The organism is Pseudalkalibacillus berkeleyi, assembly GCF_021608225.1.
GTDB lineage: Bacteria > Bacillota > Bacilli > Bacillales > Fictibacillaceae > Pseudalkalibacillus > Pseudalkalibacillus berkeleyi.
In genome coordinates, this window is record NZ_JAKIJS010000001.1 from 2,650,193 (window position 1) to 2,670,763 (window position 20,571).

Consider the following 20,571-nt stretch of genomic DNA (forward strand, 5'->3'; position numbering starts at 1 on the left):
ATCAACACCCTAACTTAAGATAATAATTTCATAGATATATATATTAATGCTAATGAAAAACCAATAAATCCCCCAACATACAAAACTCCGATTTTTCTCCTTTTACTTGTTTCGATATATGCATCTATCGCTAAAGCAACCATAAACGGGTAATATAGCATGATATGCCTAAACGTAAAGGTTGTAGCTATTACACCCATAAACAAAGTCAAAAAGCATATTGCTAGCCAATCAAACTTAAATATTCTCTTAATAATGAAAGGTATCGCTAAAATTTGAAATAATACCCCGATATAAATTAACAAAAAAACAAAATCATATAGAACACTGCTTGTATTATTAAATAATCCTAAAAAGTTGGGAAAAGGAGTTATAAATGCATATACCGTTCTTAAAAAAATTCCAAACGGTAATAATGTTTGCTCGAATATAAATGCACTTAATCCATTTTCTGCTTGGTTAAGAATATAGTTGCTATATCCTTCAATAAAACGATCAAGCTTTATGAATTCATGAAAATTACTTAACAATATTATTGGCAAACCAATTAATATGAGATAGCTCTTTTTAAACCTAAATTTCTCTACAAAAATAAATAAGCAAATTGCTCCTGCAAAAACTAGAGCATTTGTCCTTGTGAAATACGTTGTATAAACTAAGAGAGCTAAAATCAAAACGAAAAATATTTTTCTTATATAATTCTTATTACTTAAAATTTTGTCAACCAAGAAAATTATCAGGAATATTTGCAATAGGTTAAAGGAATCCCTGAAAACATGTGAGTTAATATACTGAATATTAGGAGTAAGAGCAAACGCAGCAATCGATAGATTCGTTTTTAAATCAGAAAATTTAGCATACTTTCTAATAAAATACTCAAATAACATAGTTATCCATAATAAAAAATATACATTTATCATTAAGGGTAAAAATGTTGTATAATCGCCAAATAAATTAGAAAATTTAATTAAAACTGCAATATATACTACAAAAAAAGATGAATTATGCCAATTAGGTAATATATTTAATTCTAAAATTTTAAATGGGTTGTAAATACCTGCATTATGGACATCTAATCCCTCTTGCTCGAACATCAAGTCATCTGATCCACCTATATAATATGGTGAACCATAATTCATTTGATTAGCTAAATAAACTAAGAATACAAAAAAAATAGATACTACAAATATAATTGTATATATCCTTGCAGTTTTATAATTTTTTTTCATTATTAAAGGTATAGTTATAAATCCCAGTATAATTTGCATTATGAATACCGAAAAAGAGAACGTTAGAATAGAAGACATCATTATAAAAAATACTATTAATAAAGCAAATACTTGTTTCGTTTCATGTTTTTCGAATGTTTCATTATTCATAAAATGGTCTTCCTTTGTTAGTTTCAGTTTCATAATTAAATTATTTCTTCCCTATGAATTTATTTAATTTAGCAATGAAATACTCGTTATCTTTTATAACATTTTCAAAAAAAGAGACTCTTCCTTTTTCGTACTCAATTTTACTAAACTCTTTTAAATATCTATTTATCTCACCTGCTACATCATCTAGAGAGTTCAACACTAATCCTAAATTATATTTTTGGATTTGCTCTGCCAAGTAGGTACCCTTCAAAGATAGCATTGGCTTGCCATATAAAGCTGAGTTATATAATCTATTCGTTAAAAGACTTTTACAGTTTATATGATTATCATACAGAAGTGTATTTATAATTGTTGCCTTTTTATACAAATGTTCTTCTTCTTCCTTTTTATAACGCCCATAAATTTTTACATTATTTATTTTATTTTGTTCTACATAATTTTTAAGTTTTTCATTTATTGTTCCTTCTCCGTGAAAAATGACATTAAACTCATTCAAATTGTTTAGTTTATTAACTAAACAAACATTAACATCCCAATGTCTAATCACACCAATAGTAGATATATTAATTTTCCGTATTTCTTTTTCAATATTTAACGGCCTTAAACTATTTAAGTTACTTACTGAACTATTGTGATTTACGACATACTTTGCACTTTCAGGTAGCCAATTTTGTTGATAGCCAGGAGATGATATTACAGTAAATGCTGAATAATCAATAAGTTTTTTGAAATTAGAAAATTTAAAAATTTTATTGTAGTCTCTAATATCTAAAATATATTTTCCTTCATAATTCTTTATCAAGTAATTTTTAAGAAAATAGCCTAATTGCAAAGTAAATACTATAACTTTATCATAATTTGTTTCTTTTAATTTCGCTTTAACAAAGTTTTTGTATTTAAAATAATCCAAGTAATTTCTTTGATGTCCTAATTTTTTATCTTTGTATATGAGCCCATCTACATGTTCTTCTATATTAAACCTATTCCAACTAATAATAGTATAGTCAACATTTAATTTTTTTAATATTTTTTCATAATTGGTTACATAAGGCATATATAGCATATTTGATGGACAAATCAGTGCTATTTTCATAGTGCATCACTTACCTTTCACTTCATAATTAACAATATCCAAACGAAACATTTAGCAACCCTAAATGCCCTCAAAATCAACATTATCTCTCCAATACATCTGCTATCCGTTTACTTGCAGAACCATCACCATATGGATTACTTGCCTGACTCATCTTCACATATTCTTCTTTATCTTCTAGTAGCATTTTAAAAGTCTTGTAAATTACTTCTTCATCCGTTCCTACTAATTTTAATGTACCAGCTGTTACACCTTCAGGACGCTCGGTTGTATCACGCATAACTAATACAGGCTTACCTAGGCTTGGTGCTTCTTCTTGAATACCTCCACTGTCGGTCAAGATTAAATGAGACCTTGAGAGAAAGTTATGAAAATCCAAGACTTCCAAAGGCTCAATTATTTTTACCCTTTCACAATCACCTAAAATTTCGTTAGCAGCTTCTCTAACTACCGGATTCATATGAATTGGATATATTGCCTTGATATCAGGCTGCTCATCGACAATTCTTTTGATAGCTCTAAACATATTTCTCATTTGTTCACCAAGATTTTCTCTTCTATGAGCTGTAATCATAATTAGTCTGCTATCCGCTGCCCAATCTAGATGCTCATGAAAATAGTCTTTTCGAACTGTCGTATTTAAAGCATCAATAGCAGTATTACCAGTAACATAAATATTATCTGAATTTTTACCTTCATTAATTAAGTTGTTTTTTGACATCTCTGTTGGAGCAAAATGGTAAGCTGCGACAATCCCAACTGCTTGCCGATTGAATTTTTCTGGATATGGCGAATAAATATTATATGTTCTTAGTCCAGCCTCAACATGCCCAACAGGAATTTGGAAGTATAAACAAGCTAAAGATGTTACAAATGTTGTGGAAGTGTCACCATGAACTAGGACTACATCTGGTTTAACTTCTTCTAATACACTTTTCATTTTTTCTAAAATATGTATAGTAACATCAAACAATGTCTGTTTCGGTTTCATAATTGAAAGATCAATATCTGGAACAACCTTAAAAGCACCCAATACCTGATCTAACATTTCTCTATGCTGACCTGTAACACAAACAATAGTTTCTATGTTTTTTCTTGTTTTTAGCTCTTTAACCAATGGACACATTTTTATTGCCTCTGGTCTAGTTCCAAAAACGACCATTACTTTCCTGCCCAATTTACCCACCATCTTCATTATAATTTATAGGAGCCATCAAATATACAAATATTCTTAGTATCTAGGACTAGCTTATCCTTTATAAGATCCATGTTGTTTTTGATATGCTCGTGTCCTACCATAACAACAAGAACCTCTATCTCATTTAAAAAGTCTTCAAAGTTCATAAATTGATGGTCTACAATTCTTTCTTTAACAAATGGATCAAAAACCTTAACTCCAAATGCTAAATGTTCATCCATTCGTTCTAATAGCTGAAGTGTTGGACTCTCTCTTGTATCGTCAACATTCTCTTTATAAGCTAATCCGTAAAGACCAACTTTAGATATATCTTTAATCCTATGCTCCCTCATAATATCTCTAATACGTCCTAAAACATGTCTTGGCATAGAATCGTTTATCTTACGTGCTGTTAAAATCAAGTTTGTTAAGTCTGGATAATCACCAACTAAAAACCACGGATCTACTGAAATACAATGCCCACCGACACCTGGACCAGGTTGTAGGATATTAACCCGTGGATGCATATTAGCAATTCTAATAATCTCATAAACATCCATATTATCAGTGCGACAAATCTTAGCTAACTCATTAGCAAATGCTATATTGATATCACGATATGTGTTCTCCACAACCTTAGACATTTCAGCTGATCTAATATCAGTAACAACAATCTCTGCCTTACATAAACTTGAATACAGGCCTTTAACTTTCTCACCAATTTCAAGGTTATCCGCTCCAATAGTTCTAGAATTGTGTTCAAGTTCATAAATCATATTACCTGGAATAATTCTTTCGGGAGCATGTACTAGATGTATGTCATCGCCAATTACAAAACCCCTTTTTTCTATCTCAGGGCGTATATATTTATCTATTGTTCCAGGAGAAATAGTTGATTCTATAATTACTATTGCACCTTTTTCACAAACATCAAGGGTACTATTCACGGCTGAGATTACATATTTAGGATCAAGCTTTTTGCTTTCTTTAATATAAGGGGTTGGAACTGCAAGAATATAAGTATGTGTATTTTGATATTCCGTAGTAAATTTAATTCCATTTGAAAGTGCCTCTTGAAACAGTTCTTCTAACCCCTCTTCTTCAAAAGTAAGCATACCTTCTGTTAATGAATTTACTAATTTAGTATTGTTATCGGTTCCTACTACCTTAACCCCACTTTTAGCAAACATAAGAGCTGTAGGTAAGCCTATATAACCAAGACCAATAATATTAATCATTTAGAATTCGCCCCTTCTAATATTGCCTTCAATTTTTCAAACTAATGTTAAACTGCATATTGCATTTCTTTTCATTTAGTGGACTACTAATAATCACACAATTTATTTCTTCTATTTTAAGGTAAAATAGACTTCTATAGGATTTTTTCAACTCTATTTCCACACCTACATACTCACTAATTGTAACGGTACAATTCAACTTACCTTTATCATAAAGTTCAAATCCACCTTCAATTATTTTCACTTCACAAGGGGTATGGAACAGAAATTTACAATATTCTCCTTTACCGATTACTTCATCCAATATCATAAACCCTTGCTCGTTCTTTTCAATATGCCTCAAGTGTTCATAGCCGTTTTTGGATACCATTCTTCCCTTAAATAAATTATCATTTACAATGATATTTCTGGGTTTAGTCCATTCGTAAATAAGAAATGGACCGCGCTTTTTCATTTGGTCCTTTCCATCAACCTTAACTGTATTGTGAGCAGCTGTTAAAGCCATTTCTTTTCCAATATCTGTTGCATAGGAGTATGTCCCACTATCGCAAAAGATATTTATGCCTTTATGCCAAAGGTCTATATGGAACTGATCCATCTGTGCTGGTCGAGTTTTAAAATTTTGTAGGACTGTCATTATATTGCCAGTATCTGTACGTAACGAATAAAATCCTGATTCATTAAATGCGGAGGATTTCTTTTCAATTATGGATATCGGTATTTCATCTAATTTTTTATCACCAAACCAGAGTAGTTCTTCATCATAATCTCCCGGTTTATAAACTCTCTTACCATCAATCAGACTAAAAATCGTATTAATTACCGCCCTAAAATCTCTATACCCACAAGTAGTTACTGGGAATATCAATGCCCCATCATTTGAGCCATAATTAGGTACATCACCTGAATTATCTTGCATTTGATACATCAATGTTACACTTTTCTTTATTAAACTTTTACTTCTATCTGAAATAGTTAATTTCGTTTTCTCGCTAATTTTCATCACTAGCTCTATAATTTGAAGGGCAAACCTTTGGTAATTAAATGAATATTGAATATAACCACCATCAGGAAGAAACTGTATTTGAATCTCTTTATCTAGTAATTCGTAAGCTTTTTTTAATCGTTTTTGATCATTGCAACTCCAGGCTCCAATTATTAAACCTACTATTTCTGAAAGAGTATGATTGTTTTTTATGCATTTATGAGCATAGAAGAAATTAGATAAGACTTTTTTATAACTACCCTCTATAAGCTTCTTTATGTTTAACTCATCTTTTTTCGTTGTTAATTTATTAGACTTGAAAATTTCAAAAGCTATTAATGCATTTATCATCCGCAATGTCGCCTCTTGACCACATTTGAAATGTGATCCAAACGGATATCTATTGTTCTGTAACCAATTGTTAAGCTGTTGGGAAAACCCTTCATAATACTTTGTATCCTTAGTTAACATAAAAGCTCTAGCAAAATAGAAAAAATGTGTGAAACGTGACGCTTCCCAAATCACTTTAATATCTCCACGCAGAGGGTCAAAGTCAGGGATTTGATACCATTTTAACTTTTTACTGACCTCAACTTTCGTTATTGGGTTTATATGCCAATTTATAGGGTTTCCATAGTCAAGTTCCATGGAAGAAAACCCCATAACTTTACCTACTAAAGCATTATCAGCTATCGTTACAATACCTTTTTTCTTTTCATTTGATACTTTATCTAAAAACTCATCGATCGCTCTTACATTCAGGTCAAGTATATCAACTCTTTTAACATTGACTTCTTTTTCAAACAACTTATCACTGTTTGGTATTGCCCTCATCATTTTCAACTTCGCTGAATAGAGTGAACGATTAAAAAGCCATGGCAATCCGTATTCAGTTATTAGTGATTTGATCATTGCAATACCTCATTTATTTGATTATTTAACACTTTCAATAACATTAATCAACTTACTAGTTAAATATTTAAAATCAAAATCTTCTGCACCTTTTCTGGCATTTTGCGCCAATGAATTATACTGCTCTTCCGAACTCTGTTTAATTTGTAAAATTGCGCCAGCCAACTCTTCAGGTGTACTATTTTCAAGTTCAATTCCACATTTATATTTATCTAAAATTGAATAACCCATCTTAACTGTGGAAATAATCGGCTTACCTGATGCCATGTACTCAAACAATTTATTTGAACTATTTCCCCTAGCCCAATTATACCGAGTCTGTGAATAATTAAGGATATTAACCGATGATTTACTGAGGATATTCGGTATTAAACGTTTATTCACAAAACCTTTCAACTTCACATTAGTCAAATTTTCCTCAACAACTCTTTTTTCTAGCATCTCCCTTTGATTACCATCACCATAAATTAAAAATTGGAGATCTTCTTTTTCTTTTAATATTGATGCGGCATCAAGAAGATTACCTACGTTATTTACTGGTCTTATAGCTCCGACATAAATTACGTTAAATTTTTCCGAGTTTAAATCTGTGTCATCAACTTCATTATTAGAAGCTAGTAATTTGAAGCTTCCTAGGTCAACGCCATTATTAATATAGTGACATTTATCAAGGTTAATATCTCCACCTTGTTCTACATCCCATTTCTTTTCTTTAATATAGTCAGTGTCACCCTCTTTAGTAAAAATTAGGGCATCTGCTTTTTTATAAATCCATTGTTCGCCAGCAGTGAGCCCTCTCCCTAAAAGACTGTTTTCTTTTGCTTTATTAAATGAAAATATAGCTTCTGGCCAAAGGTCGCGAATCTCACAAATGCAAGGAACACCAAACTTTTTAGCTATCTGTATTCCAGCAACCAAAGTTAATGGATGAACACTAGAAGCAAGGATGACATCTGGTTTTCCATTTAATTTTGCGTACTCTTTTGCTACTGAAAATAAATTGAAATAAAAGTAGCTCATGTTTTTAACTCTATCAATTCCATTCCCTATAGCGGTGAAAGTCTTTACAAACACAAAAGGAATATCATCAATAATGTCAGTAGAATATTTGTTCCTTTCCGTATCTATACTTTCTAGTTTATTATGAAATGTATTGGCACAAAACACGGTGACGTTATATCCTTGTTTAATTAAGTTTTCCGCAAACCAATAATGACGTCCTCCACGATTTTTATACATTTCTGTTGCATAGTGATTCCATAACCATATATTTTTCTTTTTCAAACTTAGTCCACTCCAATGCACATCACACTTATTTGTATATTATCCCTGCTTTATAAAATAAGTTCCAAATACAATTAACCGTAACTCTATAATGAAAATGATTTTCCCAAACAGTATCCGAACTCTTTTGAAGTTTGTACTGGAATACTATTCATGAAACTTTATAGGGTTTGCCGGAGCCCCTACAGCTGTACAATTAGCTGGTAATTCCTTCACTACTACTGCCCCTGCTCCTACAACGGTATTCTCACCAATGGTTACCCCCTGAATGATTGCCGAACCTGTTCCAACACTTACACATTCTTTGGTAACTACATTCCCAGATACATTAACACTTGGTAGTATTGTTGTATAATTACCTAAAGTAGCATCATGTCCTATAGTACAATCTAAATTAATGATTACATGGTTTCCAATCTGAATATCAGTAGTTAAAATATTAGCCGCGCATATGATTGAACCTGCTCCAAACCCTACTCTATCAGAGTAAATCACACTAGGATGTATTAAAACAGGAAAAGAGATTTTACTACCATTTAAACTTTCAATAGTTTTCTTTTTAGTAATAGGGTCTCCAATTGCACAAGCAACATTAACTTTTTGTTCCTTTAACCATTCAATGTCCCCAACAACTTTATATCCGCTAACTTCAGTACCTTGTATTTTCTCATTATCATCAACGAATCCAACTATATTCCATTCCTTATTTACTCTATTTATTTCTTCAATTAACCATGCAACTTCTCTTCCGAATCCACCTGCTCCAATAATAACTATATCTTTCATAATTAATTGTCCCCCAATCTTTTACTTCCTCTAAATGGTTCCATTGTTGCTGCACTTTCAGAATTGATACCTTCCCTAACAAATACCTTTTTTATTGTTAGAAAGATAATTTCCCAGTCTCCTATAAAACTAACGCTATCAACATATTTCACATCAAGATTAAATTTATCTTCCCAACTGATTGCATTTCTACCATTCACCTGTGATAACCCTGATAAACCAGGCCTCACTTCATGGCGACGCTTTTGATGTTCATTATAAAGAGGCAGGTACTGTACCAATAATGGTCTAGGACCAATAATAGACATATCACCTTTTAAGATGTTGAAGAGCTCAGGTAGTTCATCAAGAGATGTAGAACGAAGTAATCTACCAAACTTTGTTAATCTTACACTGTCCGGTAATAATCCCCCTTTCTCATCCCTTTCATCTGTCATCGTTCTAAACTTGTACATCATAAAGACTTTTTCATTCAGACCAGGTCGTTCCTGCTTAAATAATACAGGACTCCCTAACTTAACTCTCACGAGAATAGCAACTATTGGTAGAACGGGAATGATAGTTAGAGTGATAATTGCGACCAAAGAGAGAAGGAAGTCCATTGGTCTTTTTATAAACCTTTTATAAATACCACCCTTAGAATGTCTCATTACTTTAACCACAACCCTTTAATAGTCTTCACAACTCTTTCCAAATCCTTATCCGTCATCTTAGTATCAGACGGCAAACAAACACCATTCTCAAATAAACTTTCAGATACATCTGTTCCTATAAAATCATACTTCTCAAAGAATGGCTGCAAATGCATTGGCTTCCAAACTGGCCTTGACTCAATGTTTTCTTTTTCAAGAGCCGCCATAATATCAATCGGCCTAACCTTTCCTTTTAAAGTCATTGAACTTAACCAGTAATTTGGCTTATCCCAATCATTAATAGGCATGAACTCAACACCATCAAGCTCTCCAAGCTCGCGCTTATAAAACTCAAAAATATATTTTTTCTTTTCTACTCTCTGATCTAAAACCTTAAGTTGTCCCCGACCAATCCCAGCAACAACATTGCTCATTCGATAGTTAAATCCCAGTTCACTATGCTGATAGTGCCTTGCTTGATCTCTAGACTGAGTTGCCCAGAACCTCACTTTTGCAACTTTCTCTTCATTATTAGAAACTAGCATTCCACCACCAGAGGTAGTAATTATTTTGTTCCCATTAAAGGAGAAGATGCCATAATCACCAAATGTCCCTGTGTGTTGGCCTTTATAATAACCACCTAGTGACTCTGCTGCATCTTCTATAACCGTTACTTCATGTTTTTTACAAATCTCCATAATCTTATCCATATCAGCAGAAAGACCATAAAGGTGAACAACAATAACTGCTTTTACTTCTGGATACTTCTCGAAGGCTTTTGCCAAAGCATTAGGGCACATGTTCCAAGTCTCATAATCACTATCAATAAAAACAGGTAGCGCATTTTGGTAGATAATTGGATTAGCCGTTGCCGAGAAAGTAAATGTTGGACAAAAAACAATATCCCCCTCACCAACACCAGCAGCTCTTAATGCCAAATGAATAGCTCCAGTACCAGAAGATAAAGCAGCAGCCTCTTTCGAACCAACTTTAGCAGCTAGTTCCTTTTCAAATTCATTTACATTTTCTCCAAGAGGTGCAATCCAATTAGTATCAAAAGCTTCTTGTACAAATTTCAATTCATAACCTTCTACACTCATATGTGGTGATGAAAGAAATATTCTTTCGTTTACTTTTGTTGGCTTCATCTTTACGTCTTCCTTCCATTGATAGACTTAGGGTTTAGTAGTTTAGTACTTACCAGGAATATTTAATTGTATTTCCATATCAACTACTAAATTACTAAGTGTATTTATTCACACAAAAACAACCCCCACCAACCTTCGTTCTGGTGGGGGTTGTTTCATTAATTCGCATTACTTACTGCTAGAAACTCTTTCTCATTTGCCAAATCCAACACATATTCCGCTATTTCTTCCTGATTAAGGTTAAAGTGATTTTCTACCAAGTAAGATACTTTATCATAGTCCACATCAACCGATTTTCCAATAAAGATTTTCGGGAAAACCGCTTTTGGATGTACTTCCCCTTCTCCGAGTAACTCTTCGTACATCTTTTCACCTGGTCGAATACCTGAATAATTCAATCCTATCTCATTCACTGAATATCCTGAAAGTTGGATCAAATTTTTAGCAAGATCGACAATTTTAACGGATTCACCCATATCCAACACGAAGATTTCTCCTCCACGAGCAAGTGCCCCAGCTTGGATAACAAGGCGAGATGCTTCTGGTATCGTCATAAAGTATCTTGTCATATCCGGATGGGTTACCGTAACCGGTCCACCTGCTTGGATTTGTTTCTTAAATAATGGAATGACACTTCCACGACTACCTAATACGTTTCCAAATCGGACTGCTACAAAGTTCGTTTGACTCTTTTTATCTAACTCTTGAATAATCATTTCAGCAATCCGTTTCGTTGACCCCATTACGTTCGTAGGGTTAACAGCCTTATCAGAAGAGACGAGCACAAACGTTTTTACTCTGAATTCGTCCGCAGCTTCGGCTACATTTTTAGTACCTAGCACATTATTTTTTACAGCTTCTTTCGGATTATATTCCATTAATGGAACGTGCTTATGGGCAGCTGCATGATAAATGACATCTGGTTGATGTACATTCATCACCTCAAAAATTCTATCACGATCCTGAATATCCGCAATAATTGGGATGATTTTAATTTGCTCACCGTACTTTTGTCGCAACTCCATATCGATTTGATAAATGGAGTTTTCCCCATGACCAAGTAATAGGACCTTTTTCGGTGTGAACTTACAAACTTGGCGACAAATCTCAGATCCAATCGAACCACCAGCTCCCGTCACAAGGATCGTTTGACCTGTCAATTCTTTGGAGATGCTTTGAATGTCCAGTTCTACCGGATCACGTCCTAATAGATCTTCCACTTTCACATCTCGGAATTGGTTAATTGAAACATTCCCAAGCATGAGGTCTTCAATTTTAGGTAGTATTTGTGTCTTTATGTTCGTCTTCAAACATTCCTGATAAATGCGATTCAATTCAGATTTCTTTAATGATGGGATAGCGATAATAATATGATCTACTTCTAATTGTTCAACGATATCCTTTATATTTACTGTTGTTCCAGCAACCGGTACACCTAATATTTCAAGTTGTTGTTTTCTTACATCGTCATCTACAAATGCAACTGGGTATAGTTCTGTCAGGTTATTTTGCTTTAATTGACGTAACACCATCGTACCGGCAGAACCCGCGCCAATGATTAACGTTCGGTTTTGTTTATTGTTTGGATTCATGTATGTATCTCTATATACGCGCCAAATAAATCTTGACCCGCCCATTAAGAGCATATGTAACATCCAGGTAATGACCAGCGCTCTAAAATAAATGTCTTGAATAAAGATCATTTGGGCAAGTCCTGCTCCTAGCACAGAGAATGTAACCGTCTTAAAGATAATAATCAGTTCTCCGATACTCGCATACTGCCATACTCGCTTATACAACTTGTAATAGTAGGAAAAAATATGATGTCCAATTAATAAAATGAATGAACTAGCTAGTATAGAGGTGGAAAGTAGGATTTGATGGTAGTTTAAGAGGTAACTACTAGCGTAAATCGCTGTTAAGACAATAATAGAATCGATAAAGATTAAGAATGAAATCCTTTTCTTATACGTCACTCATTTCCACCTCACCCTCTAGTATTAATCTTTTCTCTTTCAATTAGTTGATCCAACTCAGTTAATACACTGTTTCTTAACTCTGGGTTGTTTATCGCAAATTGAATGGTCGTCATAATAAATCCTAGTTTTTCCCCGACATCATAACGTATACCTTCAAAGTCATATGCAAATACGTTTTGTAGTTGATTTAAACCTTGGATCGCATCGGTGAGTTGAATTTCCCCACCGGCACCTAGTTCTTGTTTTTCCAAGAAATCGAATATTTCCGGTGTTAAAATATAACGTCCCATAATTGCTAGGTTAGACGGTGGGTTTTCTTTAGGCTTTTCAACAAAATTGTTGACCTTGTACCGTCTTCCTTCCTTATTATTAGGATCAATAATTCCGTACCGATTCGTATGTTCTGACGGAACGGTTTGTACCCCAATCACTGATGAAGCCGTTTCTTCATATTGATTGATTAATTGCTTTAAGCACGGCTCGTCCGCTTGGACGATGTCATCCCCCAATAACACCGCAAATGGCTCATCTCCAATAAACTTCCTTGCACACCAAACCGCATGTCCTAAACCCTTTGGTTCCTTCTGTCTTATGTAATGGATATCTGCCATCCTTGAAGATTCTTGTACTTTTTCAAGTAACTCAAGTTTTCCTTTTTGAAATAGGTTGTGCTCTAATTCAAATGAATGGTCGAAATGATCTTCAATCGCTCTTTTGCCCTTACCAGTAACGATGATGATATCCTCTATGCCCGATGCAATTGCTTCTTCAACGATGTATTGGATTGTCGGTTTATCGACAATTGGTAGCATTTCTTTCGGCATTGCTTTTGTTGCTGGTAAGAACCTTGTCCCAAGACCCGCTGCCGGAATGATGGCTTTTTTAACTTTTTTCATATGAAAACACATCCCCTTTAAAACTGACTACCTTCTATATACATCCCTTACACTAAATAAGAAGCGTAAGCCTAATCTCTTATTCATTGTAAGAAATCCTCCTATAAATTCATCATTTATATATAAATTTAGTTATAACATGATGGGGCATTGAACCCCACCTCACACCAAACCAATGACAACAAGTGTCTAAGGTGTCAAAAAACACCCACAGCCTAGCCGAGTGCCTCCGTTGATAGTGGTTAGGAGGCATTACCAGTGAAAACATTAAAAATTTTTATTAAAATAGTCCAAGTATTTTCCGTCGTTTAATTGGTTCTGGTGTACTAGCTGTTATTGATTCGCCATTTATTAAAAGTGCTGGGTTCTCTTGCAATTCATAACGTTTTTTAATACCAAATTTCTTTTCAATCGCTTCATATGCCCCCCGCAAATGAAAGGATCGGTTCGAAATATTATGTGCGTCACTTGCGATGAAGTGACTTAGATTATGCTCAATAATCTGATATGAGAACTTTTGTATGTTTTTCCCGAAGTTCCCTACTACACTAGCAGCTGTCACTTGTGTTAGTGCACCTTCATTGACGAGCTCAAATAGTAAGTCTGGATTCTCTGTTAATTTCGTATTCCGTTCAGGGTGCACAATAATTGGTGTAATCCCCATTAGTTGTAATTCAAAAATAATAGACTTAGTGTGTCTTGGAACTTGGTTCGAGGGCAATTCAATATGTACATACTTTCTTTGATTACCTAATGTTAAGATTTCCCCCCGGTTTAACTCTTCAATAAAGTCCGCTGTAATTCTAGGTTCTTGTCCTTGAATCACTTCTATTTCTATATGGTTTTCCTTCAATTTTTCATTTAATCTAGCTACATGATTCTCAATTTCTAATCCGTGGTTTGGGAAATGATGATTGTGGTGAGGGGTGGCAATAATGGTCGTTATACCTTCTTCTATAGCTTTTTTAGCCATGTTCATACTATCTTCATATTGGCTTGCCCCATCATCAATTCCAGGCAAGATATGACAATGTATATCAATCATTTTTTACACCCCTAAACAAATACAGACTATTATCCTATTTAATCAATCTTGCATATATTATCTTACCATAACTATAATGGTAATCAATGGTATATCGTGTCTAATTTTGTCTAATTTCCATAATAATAGTAATAATTTTTATCGCTCATCTTTTTACGGTTTAATACAACACCTAGTAATTTCGCTTTTGCTGAAACGAGTAACTCTTTAGATTTCTGAGCTGCCTCATTTTCCGTTACACCACTTCCAACTACCAAGACGACACCATCGCATGTATTGGCGAGTATTTGCGCATCTGTAACCGCTAGTACTGGAGGTGTGTCGAATATGATTAGATCAAAATCATTTAATGCTTCTTTCGTCATTTCTTGCATCATTCTAGATCCTAGTAATTCAGCAGGATTTGGTGGTACTGGACCACTTGGCAAAATGTGTAAGCGTTCTACTTCCGTTTGTGTAACTGTTTCAAGTAAGGTCGTTTGTTTCGTCAATACATTCGTAAGACCTTTAGCATTACTCACCCTGAATGTATAGTGTGCTGTAGGTTTTCTTAAATCTGCGTCAATTAACAATACGCGTTTTCCTTGCTGCGCCATAACGACGGCAAGGTTTGCTGTTGTAGTGGATTTGCCTTCTCCTGGACCTGAGGATGTCACCATCAGTGTTCGATACTCCTCATCAATTGATGAAAAGTGAATATTGGAACGGATTGTACGATATTGTTCTGAGATCGGGGACTTTGAATTATAGTGTGTAATTAAGCTACGCTCTTTAAAATCTCTTACCGCTCTTTTCTGTTTACGCTTCAAAACGTTCACTCCCTACCCTAGCTTTACTCATTCGGTTAGATTGTTGTATTTGCTTTTCGTTCATCTCTGCTATGACACCGAGTACCGGTAGGTCTAACTGCTTTTCAATATCTTGTTCATTTTTAATCGTGTTATCAATGTATTCGAGTAAGAATGCAAGGCCGACACCAGCCATTAATCCAACAACTAACGCAATTGCCATGTTTAGCATTGGGCTCGGTTTTATTGGACTTATTGGGACTTCTGCTTTCGATAAAATTTTCACATTATCTACATTCATAATTGTCTTGATTTCAGATTCAAATGTACTTGCTACAGAATTTGCGATTTCTGCTACCATTTCAGGTTCAGCATGTTGAACCGATACAGTGAAAACTTGAGAGTTTTGTTCACTGTTTACTGTAACGACATTATTCAATTGGCTCGTAGACTCTTCTAGTCCAAGATCTTGTTGGACTTTCTCTAAAATTGTCGGGCTCTTAATAATGACTCGGTATGTATTAATCATTTCGACATTTGTTCTAACTTGATTGATGTCATAATTTTGTTGTCCCTCGTTTGATTGGTTGACGAGTATTTGTGTTGAAGATTGATAGATTGGTGTTAAGAACATATAACTGATAATCCCACTGATTGCTATTGCAATAACTGTAATTAATAGAATCATTGCGAAACGCTTTTTCAACGTGTCGAATAACTCCTTCAAACTAATCGTTTCTTCCATGTTTTCTCCTATCCCCTTTTACTTAATCTCTCTAGTCATCTTGTTGAATTATAGCATAGTACGTTGGAATTTTTAGCTATAATTATCAAACTTTATGTAAAAACTATGTAAAAATAGGTATTTCACCATACGAAATCATACAAATGTATTACATACTATATATCGTTCCTATTTAGAAATTCTTTATGGTTATTTACTCCTAATGTTTGTTTTTCTATTATCCTAAACAAAATAAGAGGATTGGAATTAAATTGAAAAAATATTCTAAAAAAACTTCTAGCGCTGTTTACATGCTAGAAGTTCTAGTTTCATTAATGATGGGGCGGCCAATGGAATGGTACTCTAATTCAGCAACTTTTGCTGACTCTAATGCATAACAATTACGTCCATCAAATATAAGTGGATAACTCATTTCTTCCTGATAATGTTGTAATGGAAATTTGATGATTTCTTTCCAGTCAGTGAGAATCAAAGCACAATCAGCATTAATTATTGCATCACTAATTGATTCAGCAAAAATTGTTGATGGCGGAAGTAATTCTTTCGCATTTTCATTTGCAATCGGGTCGTAAGCAACCACAGAAGCATCTTGAGATATGAGCTCATTAACAACATGAATGGACGCAGACTCTCTAACATCGTCCGTGTTTGGTTTAAAGGAAAGTCCCAAGACAGCTATTTTCTTTCCTTTTAAAGAACCGAGCCGTTTCATGGCTTTTTCAACGAGTAATTTTTGTTGATAGTTGTTTACCTTGATGACAGATTTCAGAAGTTCAAAATTATGCTCGACGTTACCGGCTAGTTGAACGAGCGCTTTTGTATCTTTTGGAAAGCAGGAGCCCCCATAACCAATTCCGGCTTGTAAGAACTGATTACCGATTCGTTGGTCCATCCCCATACCTTTCGCAACATCTTCCACATTTGCCCCAGTTTTCTCACATATGTTTGATATTTCATTTATAAAACTGATCTTTGTAGCCAAAAAAGCATTAGAAGCATATTTAATCATTTCAGCACTTCTCATGTCCGTTTTGTATATCGGAATGTTAAATGGTCGATTGACTTCCTCCATTAATTCAGCTGCTTTCTTTGAATCCGTTCCGATTACGATGCGGTCTCCTTCGAACGTATCTCTAACAGCTGATCCTTCTCTCAGGAACTCTGGATTGGAAACAACCTCTACTTTCACATCTTCTTTTAAGTGTTTTTTTACATATTGCTTCATATAATTGTTTGTTCCTACTGGTACTGTGCTTTTAATAACAAGGAAAATCGATTGTGTTATTTGAGTTGCAACTGATTTAACTGCTTCCTCCAAGTAAGTGAGATTAGCTGAGCCGTCTTCATTTTGAGGTGTTCCTACAGCAATATAAACAACTTCAGCAGATTTTACACCTCTACTGTAATTAGAGGTAAACGTTAATCGACCAGCTTCGATATTCCTTTGCATCATTTCTTCTAATCCTGGCTCATAAATCGGTGAGATTCCCGCTTTCATTTTTTTAACTTTTTCATGGTCAATATCGATACATGTCACTTGATGCCCAATTTCCGCCAAGCTAACACCAGTGACAAGACCTACGTATCCTGTTCCAACTACCGCAATTTTCATCTGTTTTTTCACCTTCTATAGCATGAGTGTAAGTATTTTATAAAAGTATTTCGTATTATGCGCTTGCCCGAAATAGTACTTTAGTATTATTTATAATTAGTCATATTTCCCCATAATTCCCTAAATCTTAATCCGATATAAACGTTAACAGACAATTTCTTCATTAAAAGGAGCACATACATGGTCTTTGATGGCATTCTTCTTGCAATATTAGTCGGTTTTCTTCGGAAAGGAAACTTGAAAGGATTTGGAGATTTACATATTAAGCATGGTTGGGTGTTTCCAGTCTTATTGCTCTCGCAATGGGTGATCTTCCTACTGCAAAATAAATACGAGCTACTCGGTACTGTAAGTAACTATATATTTATCGGTATTTATATCGTAGGACTCACATTGCTCTGGGTCAATCGAAAGCTCGGTCTCGGCATTTGGCTTATATTGATCGGTGTTCTGTTGAACTTTGTCGTCATGGGTGCAAACGGTGGACGAATGCCTGTTTCACTTGAAGCTGCTGGCGTACTCGATCCTGCATATGGCCAAGCCCTGCAGGAAGGTTATTACGGTAAACATACGCCTTTGACAGAGGATACTAAGTTTGGATTTTTGGGCGATGTCATACCTCTACCTGAGTTTTATCCAAGGGATCAAGTCATTAGTATCGGTGACATCATTATGAATATCGGTATCTTCCTATTCATTCAAATGTTGATGGTGAACAAACTCCAAACACGTAATCGATGGTCATTGTTACGTAAAGGAGGTGAAGAACATGTCAGTTAAAATGAAAACTGTACTTATGAATTTATTCGTAATCGGTACTGCAGTAGTAGCACTAACTTCTGGGTTCAAATTGGTTTAATACTTAGTTCGGGAGGAGCTGAATGAGCTTCTCCTATTATTAATTAGATACGAGGGTGATTCCCTATGCATATACTTAAGAAATTATTCATACCTGTCAATACATACCTGGCGCTGATAAGCGTAACAGGATTGACGATGTCATCGTTACACCTATTTAAGGTGAATTTTCCTTATTTACCTTGGATCTTATTCATTTTTTTAATCGCTATCATATTATTACTTAATCATTTTTCAATTTTAATGCCACCAAGAGGCAATTCTTTGACGATGGATTCGCCTGTATTCTTGAGTGTACTCTTCATTTATGGGGTATCAGCAAGTTTACAATTATTGTTCATTACAACAATCTTCTTCGTGTTTTTACAGAGAAATATTCAATGGTGGAAGCATGTATTTAACTTCTCACTATATGCAATGATGCTGATGTCAGCAAGTAGCGCTTTCACTTTTATCGGTGGTGATCAAGGACCCATAGAGACTAACAATCTAATGCCGTACGTAGTTGCCTTAACAATCTACTTCGGTATGAACGTTTCTATGATTGGTGTATACTTTTTTCTCACAATCAAGAAAGGGCTCTCAGACGAAATTCGCGGCATATTAATGGAAGGGACAAGTAGTTATTTCATTACACTCGTCCTTTCACTTGTCCTATCTTTCTTAATGGAAGTCCAAGTTTACATCGGTTTGTTGTTGTTTACTACCCTCGGTGTGCTACTGTCACTCGCTTTCAGGCAGTACTTCAACTTATATCAAAAAGTATCTGAAAAAGCGAATCGCGACCAGTTAACAGGGCTCTATAACCACGGTTGTTTCAAAGAGTTACTTGAAGAGAAGGTTCAAGATGCTATTGATAGCCACCAACCAATCAGCATGGCGATTATTGATATAGATGACTTTAAGAAGTTCAATGATACGTTCGGGCATTTAGAAGGCGACAAGTTGTTGAAGAATGTTGGAACCCTAATCCAAGATTCTGCCGATCAAAAGGATATTGTTGCGCGTTACGGTGGAGAAGAATTCGTCATTCTTATGCCTAATACTTCTGAAGATCTTGCCTTTAAGAGGTTGAATACGTTACGAAAGAAAATGAATGATACTTACTATGAGGGTGTAGAAGTATTTCCATATGGATGTCTTTCCTTCTCAGGTGGTGTTTTCCAATATAAAGAGGGCACGAGTGCTGACTTCTTACATAAGACAGACTTGGCGATGTATCTCGCAAAAAGAAAAGGGAAAAACATGATCAGCCGTTTAGATGAAGATTCCATGTATGGCGATGCGATCTTTTGTGACGAAAAGTTAAAGCTCGCAAAACAACAAGTCGATATTTTCCTTACAAAGGACTTAATGACTTATCGCCATTCGAACCGGGTTCATGACTATGCGAATGAATTCAGTAAACGGATTGACCTTACAAAGAAAGAGAAACAATTGCTCATACTTGGTTCACTTGTTCATGATATTGGTAAAATAGAAGTACCACGTGAGCTTTTGACAAAAGCTGGTAAACTATCATTAGATGAATGGGAAATGATGAAGAAACACGTTACATGGGGTAAGGATTGGGTCCAATCTATAAAAGGTTTTGAGGATATCATCCCATTGGTAGAGCTTCATCACGAACGATTTGATGGTAAGGGTTATCCCTATGGTTTGAAAGGATATTCGATACCGAAACTAGCAAGAGTCCTCTGTATCTTAGATTCCTTTGATGCCATGACAACTGAACGTCCTTACCAACCGACGAAAACATTCCAAGAAGCGATCAATGAATTACGCCGCTGCTCAGGAACCCAATTCGATCCCGACCTAGTAGAACCATTTATTGAAATGATTGAAGAATGTTATATGGAAGAAGAAGTGATGGTTTGAATGAATGAATAGATGCACAAAAAAACTCTCCGAAAGTGGGAGAGTTTTTTGTTTTATAGGTAAATTTTAGGTTGGTAGTCTACCAGATTCATGTTAGGATAATAGTATCTTTAAATTGGTATTGTATGGAAGG

17 protein-coding genes are annotated in these 20,571 nt (G+C 34.7%); 2 read left to right on the forward strand and 15 right to left on the reverse strand.

Going from position 1 to position 20,571, the window contains the following annotated elements; genetic code table 11:
- Positions 1 to 14: 14 nt before the first annotated feature.
- From L2716_RS13870 to L2716_RS13940, 15 genes are all read right to left on the reverse strand, one after another.
- On the reverse strand, positions 15 to 1,379 hold the full coding sequence (locus L2716_RS13870) for a hypothetical protein (protein ID WP_236336970.1): 1,365 nt from the start codon (positions 1,377 to 1,379) through the stop codon (positions 15 to 17).
- 40 nt (positions 1,380 to 1,419) lie between these two features.
- Positions 1,420 to 2,475 (reverse strand): glycosyltransferase family protein, encoded by a 1,056-nt coding sequence (locus tag L2716_RS13875; RefSeq protein WP_236336972.1) that lies wholly within the window; start codon positions 2,473 to 2,475, stop codon positions 1,420 to 1,422.
- Between the two features lie 82 nt (positions 2,476 to 2,557).
- Complete coding sequence (gene wecB / locus L2716_RS13880) at positions 2,558 to 3,637, reverse strand: non-hydrolyzing UDP-N-acetylglucosamine 2-epimerase (protein ID WP_408005327.1); 1,080 nt, start codon at positions 3,635 to 3,637, stop codon at positions 2,558 to 2,560.
- A 32-nt stretch (positions 3,638 to 3,669) separates the two neighbouring features.
- Positions 3,670 to 4,890 (reverse strand): nucleotide sugar dehydrogenase, encoded by a 1,221-nt coding sequence (locus L2716_RS13885; protein ID WP_236336989.1) that lies wholly within the window; start codon positions 4,888 to 4,890, stop codon positions 3,670 to 3,672.
- 28 nt (positions 4,891 to 4,918) lie between these two features.
- A complete protein-coding gene (locus L2716_RS13890; RefSeq protein WP_236336991.1) occupies positions 4,919 to 6,787 on the reverse strand; it encodes a heparinase II/III domain-containing protein in 1,869 nt (622 codons plus the stop codon).
- Positions 6,788 to 6,808: 21 nt separating this feature from the next.
- Entirely contained in the window at positions 6,809 to 8,071 is a 1,263-nt protein-coding gene (locus tag L2716_RS13895; RefSeq protein WP_236336992.1) for a glycosyltransferase family 4 protein, read from the reverse strand.
- A 147-nt stretch (positions 8,072 to 8,218) separates the two neighbouring features.
- Positions 8,219 to 8,857: an acetyltransferase gene (locus L2716_RS13900; protein ID WP_236336994.1), complete on the reverse strand. Its 639-nt coding sequence runs from the start codon at positions 8,855 to 8,857 to the stop codon at positions 8,219 to 8,221.
- Between the two features lie 2 nt (positions 8,858 to 8,859).
- Positions 8,860 to 9,507 carry a sugar transferase gene (locus L2716_RS13905; protein WP_268963992.1) on the reverse strand — a complete coding sequence of 216 codons (648 nt, stop codon included), beginning with the start codon at positions 9,505 to 9,507 and terminating at the stop codon, positions 8,860 to 8,862.
- Positions 9,507 to 10,637 (reverse strand): DegT/DnrJ/EryC1/StrS family aminotransferase, encoded by a 1,131-nt coding sequence (locus tag L2716_RS13910; RefSeq protein WP_236337011.1) that lies wholly within the window; start codon positions 10,635 to 10,637, stop codon positions 9,507 to 9,509. Before L2716_RS13910 ends, L2716_RS13905 begins: the two co-directional genes overlap by 1 nt.
- Positions 10,638 to 10,795: 158 nt before the next feature.
- Positions 10,796 to 12,613: a polysaccharide biosynthesis protein gene (locus tag L2716_RS13915; RefSeq protein WP_236337014.1), complete on the reverse strand. Its 1,818-nt coding sequence runs from the start codon at positions 12,611 to 12,613 to the stop codon at positions 10,796 to 10,798.
- 11 nt (positions 12,614 to 12,624) lie between these two features.
- Positions 12,625 to 13,512: a UTP--glucose-1-phosphate uridylyltransferase GalU gene (galU, locus tag L2716_RS13920; RefSeq protein ID WP_236337016.1), complete on the reverse strand. Its 888-nt coding sequence runs from the start codon at positions 13,510 to 13,512 to the stop codon at positions 12,625 to 12,627.
- Between the two features lie 280 nt (positions 13,513 to 13,792).
- Complete coding sequence (locus L2716_RS13925) at positions 13,793 to 14,557, reverse strand: tyrosine-protein phosphatase (RefSeq protein ID WP_236337018.1); 765 nt, start codon at positions 14,555 to 14,557, stop codon at positions 13,793 to 13,795.
- A 110-nt stretch (positions 14,558 to 14,667) separates the two neighbouring features.
- The gene (locus tag L2716_RS13930; RefSeq protein ID WP_236337027.1) at positions 14,668 to 15,366 is read right to left on the reverse strand and encodes a CpsD/CapB family tyrosine-protein kinase; all 699 of its coding nucleotides are present in this window, start codon (positions 15,364 to 15,366) and stop codon (positions 14,668 to 14,670) included.
- Entirely contained in the window at positions 15,356 to 16,090 is a 735-nt protein-coding gene (locus L2716_RS13935; RefSeq protein ID WP_236337041.1) for a YveK family protein, read from the reverse strand. Before L2716_RS13935 ends, L2716_RS13930 begins: the two co-directional genes overlap by 11 nt.
- Before the next feature lie 286 nt (positions 16,091 to 16,376).
- Positions 16,377 to 17,702, reverse strand: a complete 1,326-nt coding sequence (locus tag L2716_RS13940; RefSeq protein ID WP_236337043.1) for a UDP-glucose dehydrogenase family protein — start codon at positions 17,700 to 17,702, stop codon at positions 16,377 to 16,379.
- Positions 17,703 to 17,882: 180 nt separating this feature from the next.
- Between L2716_RS13940 and L2716_RS13945 the strand changes: the two genes are divergently transcribed.
- Both L2716_RS13945 and L2716_RS13950 read left to right on the forward strand, forming a co-directional pair.
- Positions 17,883 to 18,482, forward strand: coding sequence for a DUF5317 domain-containing protein (locus L2716_RS13945; RefSeq protein ID WP_236337045.1), 600 nt, complete (start codon positions 17,883 to 17,885; stop codon positions 18,480 to 18,482).
- A 348-nt stretch (positions 18,483 to 18,830) separates the two neighbouring features.
- Complete coding sequence (locus tag L2716_RS13950) at positions 18,831 to 20,438, forward strand: diguanylate cyclase (RefSeq protein ID WP_236337885.1); 1,608 nt, start codon at positions 18,831 to 18,833, stop codon at positions 20,436 to 20,438.
- Positions 20,439 to 20,571: the final 133 nt, after the last annotated feature.